General features: G+C 40.3%; 7 protein-coding genes. 4 read left to right on the top strand and 3 right to left on the bottom strand.

Annotation, left to right across the window (positions count from 1 at the left end; genetic code table 11):
* Positions 1-18: 18 nt before the first annotated feature.
* The gene (gene ylqF, locus P9Q65_RS03165) at positions 19-963 is read left to right on the top strand and encodes a ribosome biogenesis GTPase YlqF (protein ID WP_304507751.1); all 945 of its coding nucleotides are present in this window, start codon (positions 19-21) and stop codon (positions 961-963) included.
* Between the two features lie 43 nt (positions 964-1,006).
* Here the strand turns inward: ylqF and P9Q65_RS03170 are convergent, their stop codons facing one another.
* Genes P9Q65_RS03170 through P9Q65_RS03180 form a run of 3 tightly spaced genes read right to left on the bottom strand, consistent with a single transcriptional unit; the run spans position 1,007 to position 3,428 of the window.
* Positions 1,007-1,636 (bottom strand): NUDIX hydrolase, encoded by a 630-nt coding sequence (locus tag P9Q65_RS03170; protein WP_304507753.1) that lies wholly within the window; start codon positions 1,634-1,636, stop codon positions 1,007-1,009.
* A gap of 4 nt (positions 1,637-1,640) precedes the next feature.
* Positions 1,641-2,702 carry a tyrosine-type recombinase/integrase gene (locus P9Q65_RS03175; protein WP_304507754.1) on the bottom strand — a complete coding sequence of 354 codons (1,062 nt, stop codon included), beginning with the start codon at positions 2,700-2,702 and terminating at the stop codon, positions 1,641-1,643.
* Between the two features lie 3 nt (positions 2,703-2,705).
* Complete coding sequence (locus P9Q65_RS03180) at positions 2,706-3,428, bottom strand: tRNA 2-thiocytidine biosynthesis TtcA family protein (protein WP_304507756.1); 723 nt, start codon at positions 3,426-3,428, stop codon at positions 2,706-2,708.
* Positions 3,429-3,599: 171 nt separating this feature from the next.
* On the opposite strand from P9Q65_RS03180, the gene P9Q65_RS03185 reads away from it, so the two are divergent.
* From P9Q65_RS03185 to P9Q65_RS03195, 3 genes are all read left to right on the top strand, one after another.
* Entirely contained in the window at positions 3,600-3,803 is a 204-nt protein-coding gene (locus P9Q65_RS03185) for a hypothetical protein (protein WP_304507758.1), read from the top strand.
* A 76-nt stretch (positions 3,804-3,879) separates the two neighbouring features.
* Positions 3,880-5,025 (top strand): glycoside hydrolase family 3 protein, encoded by a 1,146-nt coding sequence (locus P9Q65_RS03190; RefSeq protein ID WP_304507759.1) that lies wholly within the window; start codon positions 3,880-3,882, stop codon positions 5,023-5,025.
* Positions 5,026-5,136: 111 nt separating this feature from the next.
* A partial coding sequence (locus P9Q65_RS03195; RefSeq protein WP_442870830.1) for a RelA/SpoT family protein occupies positions 5,137-6,205 on the top strand: 1,069 nt, incomplete at its 3' end.

Genomic DNA, 6,205 nt, shown 5'->3' on the forward strand with positions numbered 1-6,205 from the left:
AGGAAGGAACGAAAAGTTATGAATATACAATGGTACCCGGGGCATATGACCAAGACACGTCGTATGATGGAAGAAACCATTTCACTGGTTGATATTGTCATAGAGTTGGTGGATGCACGTATTCCTTATAGCAGTAAAAACCCCGATTTGGATACATTGGCGAAAAATAAACATCGTATTATTTTGTTGAATAAATGTGATTTGGCGGATGAAAGAGCAACTGCTATTTGGACGGATTATTTTGAAAAACAAGGCTTTTGTGTCATTCAAATGAATTCTTTAAAGGGAACGGGAATGAATGAAGTTACGGAAGCGGCAAGAAGCTTGATGAAAGAAAAGATTGAAAAGTTAAAAGCAAGGGGTCGTATTCATGTGCCCATTCGAAGTATGATTGCAGGCATCCCAAACGTTGGAAAATCAACTTTTATTAATAAATATGTTGGAAAAACAACGGCAAAAACAGGGGATAAGCCCGGTGTAACACGGGGAAAGCAATGGATTAAGCTGAAAAAAGATTTTGAACTGTTGGATACGCCAGGTATTTTGTGGCCTAAATTTGAAGATCAAGAGGTTGGGCTGAAACTTGCTTTTACCGGTGCAATTAACGATGATATTTTGGATGCGGAGACGTTAGCCGTTGCATTTATTGATCATATGCTCCTTCGGAATGCAGACTGCATTAAAAAACGCTATCAAATTGTTTTTGACACTATTGAAGAATCTCATGTGGTATTAAGGCAAATTGCGGAGGCAAGGAGCTTTAAGCTTAAGGGCGGAGAGCCTGATTTGGAGAGAGCTGCAAAAATTTTGCTGGACGAATTCAGAGGTGGAAAACTAGGTCGTATTACCTTAGAATTGCCGGAAGATATTGAAGAAATGTTGGATGCAAAGGTGGAAAAAGAAAAATTAAAAGCCGCTGAGGATAGAGTACGAAAACAAAACTACGCAAACAAAAAGAAATAAAAATCCCCTGGGAAAAACATTTTGTTTTTTCTCAGGGGATTTTTTACGTTTCACTAAGAAGACTTATGATATTTTGGATTACTTGTGCGGTAAAGCCCCAAATGGTATGGCCTTTATATTCATAAAACAACTCAGGGATATGATGCTTGCTAAAAGGATAATTTTGTCCCCCTTCAATGCGGTGATATGGGAAGGTATCGAGTTTTACAGATTCCCATATCATATCGTGAATTTCCGGAGGTGTTTCCATAAAAAAAGAGATGGGAACGGTGAAAATCTGAGCGACCTCCTGGGGATTGGGGCAGGAAGAACGTAAAACATCATAGCATACATAGCCCAAAAAAGGCTGTATGACACCTTGATAAATGGTGAGCATATAATCACTTTTTCCTAATATAGAAATCTCACTTTGCGGGATGCCCAACTCTTCTTCCGTTTCTCGTAGGGCGGTTTGCTCTAATCTTTCGCCACCCTCGTGGTGTCCTCCCGGGAAGCAAATATCACCCGGCTGACGTACCCCTAAAGCACGCTTATTTAAAACAAAACAAAGCTCTCCGTTTTTTTCAGTAATCAATGCTAAAACTGCAAAACGACGAAGCTTAAATATGGGTTCTGCTTTATGATCTTTAAAAGTATTTGAGAATGCTCGGATATCTAATTTACGTTCGGTCATGGAGTCAGTCCTTTCTTAGTTTAATATATGAGGCGGCTTTCCGCCTTCTTTGGTCTTCAATTTCGGCATAGTGTTTTTTGGTGGTGTTCACATCGGCATGACCCAAGGTGTCTGCCACTAAATAAATATCCCCGGTTTCCTGATAAAGATTGGTACCAAAGGTGCTGCGCAGTTTATGAGGCGATATTTTTTTCACAGTAACGGTAGAAGCATATTTTTTAACCATTTTTTGAACGGTGCGCACAGTGATTCGCTTTCCTTGGGAAGAAAGAAAGAGGGCGTCCTCATCATCTTCCTTTGTGATGGCGGAATTCCGTTCTTCCAAATAATCCTGTAAAGCCTTTTGCACTTCATCCCCAAAGTATAAGAAAACCTCGTTTCCTCCTTTGCGAACAATTTTAACGGCATTATTTTTAAAATCTATATCTTTTATATTTATGCCCACACATTCAGAAACGCGCATCCCAGTTCCAAGAAGAAGGGTTGTTATGGCTAAATCTCTTTTTTTTGTTCGTTCATGAAACGTTTTTTCTCGTTGGGACAGTTTTTCTCCTGACTCTACGGCATCCAAAAAATCAGCCATTTCATTTACATCTAAACGTACGATTTGTTTGCTGTGTATTTTTGGCGTTTCAACGATGGTAGCAGGGTTTGCGGTAACTTTTCTTTTTCTATAAAAATACTTATACATGGAACGGACTGCTGCCAGCTTTCGGGATTTTCCCTTTTCATCGTTATGTAATTCGGCATTGTTTTCTGGATGCTCATAATCGGGCCGAATATAGTAGGAAAGGTATTCCATAAAACAATCAATATCATCAGAGGTAATCTCATTTAAATTCGCCACAACAAGTTTTGAAGGCTCAATTCCTCCGAGGGTCCGATGTTCTTCAAATAGATAACGGAAAAAAATTCTTAAGTCATAGGCATAGCCCAGTCTGGTTTTCGTGGAAGTGGTTTGGGCAATTCCTCGGAAAAATTCTGCAAGAAAAGAAGGGAGTTCCTTTTGAATCTCCCGTAACCTGAGGGTTTCTTGATTTTTTAGATTTTCATGGTATGTTGACATGGTTTATATCTCCCCATTCCATCCCTTTAAATTGGAACGTTTGATGGCGCCAAACACTTTTTCTTGCAGATTATCATAGTTTTTTGAAAGTTCTGCCAAAAGCTCTTTTGTTTCCTGACGCTTAGTGTTTCCATCGACCAAGCAGGGATTTTTTACGATGTTGATTTGATTTTTTACAACAAAGCTTTTTGCTTCCCATTCAGGAACGTACATCAAAGGGCGTATAGAATAAATTTTTTTTCTGTCCAGATAGCTTACAGGAGCAAAGCAATTTATTCTGCCTTCATAGAAAAGAGACATAAAAAAGGTTTCCACCACATCGTCCTTGTTATGCCCTAAAGCTACCTTGTTGCAGCCTAATTTTTCCGCAGCATCGTTTAAAGCACCTTTTCTCATCTTTGCGCAAAGTGAGCAGGGATTCTTTTCTTTTCTTTCGTGGAAAATGATCTGCCCAATATCTGTATGAACAACGGTATAATGTATGCCAATTTCATCACATAAGGTCTGAATGTCATCATAGGTTGCCCCGGGAAGCCCTAGAGAAACGGTAATAGCCTCTAATTCAAAGTGTTTTGGGTAAAAACGCTGTAAATGTTTTAGGGCTAAGAGTAGGCAAATGCTGTCTTTTCCACCGGAAACACCAATGGCTATTTTATCCCCTTCTTCAATCATATTGTAATCATCTACGGCACGACGCACATAGCTAAGTAATTTTTGAAGCTTCATAAAGTGATTCTCCTTTTCGATTTCAAGCTTAAAGGCTATTATATCATAAAAGCGGAGAAAGGGGGCAAAAAACAGAGAAAAAGCCAAGGGAAGCTTGGAGGAATTCTCTGAAAAAGCCCGTTTGCGGAGCAAAAGACCGAGAAGACGAAGTATTGGAGGTTCTCCGCTTTTATGAGGAAGAAAAAGGGGGCAAAAAACAGAGAAAAAGCCAAGGGAAGCTTGGAGAAATTCTCTGTAAAAGCCCGTTTGCGGAGCAAAAGACCGAGAAGACGAAGTATTGGAGGTTCTCTGCTTTTATGGGGAAGAAAAAGGGGGCAAAAAACAGAAAATAACCAAGATAAATTAAATTTATTTATTTTTTTTATCGAAAGTTAAAGAAAAATGTAAGGAATACTGTTTTTTTTTAAGGAAAAGGGCTATAATGTTAAGATACAAAAAAAGGAGAATTTATATGAAGCGTTGGTTGGCAGGTTTAATGATTGCAGTTTTGTGTTTTGGCGCTGGCTGTGGAAGCGATATGGCAGGGGACACCCAAGAAGAGGTTACCAAAACTGCAGAAGAAATCAAACAGGAAACAATACAAGAAATGATAGATACTATGACGGTGGAAGAAAAAGTTGGTCAGCTGTTAATGTGTGATTTTAGAAATAATCCTGATGGAACTGGTATGACGGTTCTAAGTGAGGATGGAGCGGAAAAAATAAAGAATTATCATCTTGGCGGAACCATTTTATTTGCAGAGAATCTTGATACTTTAGAGCAGACGAAGAAACTGACAGAGGACATGCAAAATGCCGCTGAGATTCCTTTATTTATAGGCATTGATGAGGAAGGCGGATTGGTTTCCCGATTGAAAAAAAGCAACATTCCACATGAAACAATGCTCTCGCCGGGAGAGATGAAAGAGCCGGCTGAGGCGGAAGCAGCTGGTCGTTCTATTGGAGAAACATTAATTTCTTTGGGTGTAAATGTGGACTTCGCCCCTGTTGCTGATGTAAATACCAATCCTGACAATCCCGTTATTGGCATTCGTTCTTACTCCGATGACCCCGAACAGGCGGCAAATATGGTTTCTGCTTTTATCAAAGGTTTGCAGGGGACGGGGATTAGTGGGACTGCAAAGCATTTTCCTGGGCATGGAGACACGGCGGCAGATAGCCATAAAGGGGAGGTATTTGTAACCCATACATTGGAAAGACTGAAGACAGTTGAGTTTGTTCCCTTTCGGAAAGCCGTTGAGGAAGGCGTTGATTTTGTGATGGTTGGGCATATTAAAACCCCTAACGCCACAACGGATGGTTTGCCGGCCACCCTTTCAGCTCAAGCAGTGAAGCTTTTACGGGAGGAATTAAAGTTCAATGGCATTGCCATTACGGATGCAATGAATATGCAGGCAATCACTGAATATTATGGTGTGGGGGAATCCGTTGTGATGTCTGTTTTGGCAGACATTGATATCGTATTAATGCCGGCGGATTTGGATGAGGCTTACCAAGCGCTACTGGATGCAGTCCAAGAAGGACGTATTTCTAATGAACGGTTGGACGAAAGTCTTTGGAGAATATTAGGCTTGAAGTATGACAAGGGTTTAATTTGAAAAATAGAAATTTCTTGAAAATATGAATATGAGAAGTTATAATCAAATTTACAGGTTTTTTAGACATTCCATGTCCCGAAAGGACATAAAAGTAATAAGATCAGGGAGGTGATGGATATGGCAACGGCAGAGCAATTGTTTCAAGAGTTAATGGAACGGATTAAGATGTATCATCCGTCAAAGGACTATAGTTTGTTGGAAAAGGCTTATGAGTTGGCAATGGATGCGCATAAGGAACAAAGGAGAAAGTCGGGTGAGCCATATGTAATCCATCCCTTAAAAGTGGCCTATATTTTGGCGGAGTTGGAATTGGATATGGAATCCATCGTTGCAGGCATTCTCCATGATGTTATTGAAGATACCAATTACAGCCATGAAGATATTGCTAAGATGTTTGGCGAAGAAATTGCCAGCTTGGTTGATGGAGTTACAAAGCTGGGGAAACTATCCTATACAACCAAAGAGGAAATTCAGGCGGAGAATTACCGTAAGATGTTTCTTGCTATGGCAAAGGACATTCGTGTTATTTTGATTAAGTTGGCGGATAGGCTGCACAATATGCGTACCCTAAATTATATGACGCCTGAAAAGCAGCATGAAAAAGCCCAGGAAACCCTGGATATTTATGCTCCATTAGCGCATAGATTGGGTATCTCCAAAATCCGTACGGAAATGGAGGATCTTTGCTTTAAATATTTGAACCCGGAAGCCTACTTTGATTTGGCGGCAAAGATTGAGAAAAAGCGAGTGGAACGAGAGGCCTTTGTTCAGAGTATTGTGGATGAGGTCAAGGGTAAGATGGATGAAGCCGGAATTTCCGGTAAGATTGAAGGCAGAAGCAAGCACTTTTTCAGCATTTATAAAAAAATGGTCAACCAGAATAAGACGCTGGATCAAATCTACGATTTGTTTGCAGTTCGGGCTATTGTGGACAGCATCAAAGACTGCTATGCGGTTTTGGGCATTGTGCATACCATGTATACGCCTATGCTGGGCAGGTTTAAAGATTACATTGCTATGCCAAAACCCAATATGTATCAGTCTTTGCATAACACGTTGATTGGACCGAATGGACAGCCCTTTGAAATTCAAATCCGTACCTGGGACATGCATCGTACCAGCGAATACGGTATTGCTGCCCATTGGAAATATAAAGAAGGTACAACCGGTGATTCTAGCG

Source organism: Anaerotignum sp., from assembly GCF_030625865.1.
Lineage (GTDB): Bacteria > Bacillota > Clostridia > Lachnospirales > Anaerotignaceae > Chakrabartyella.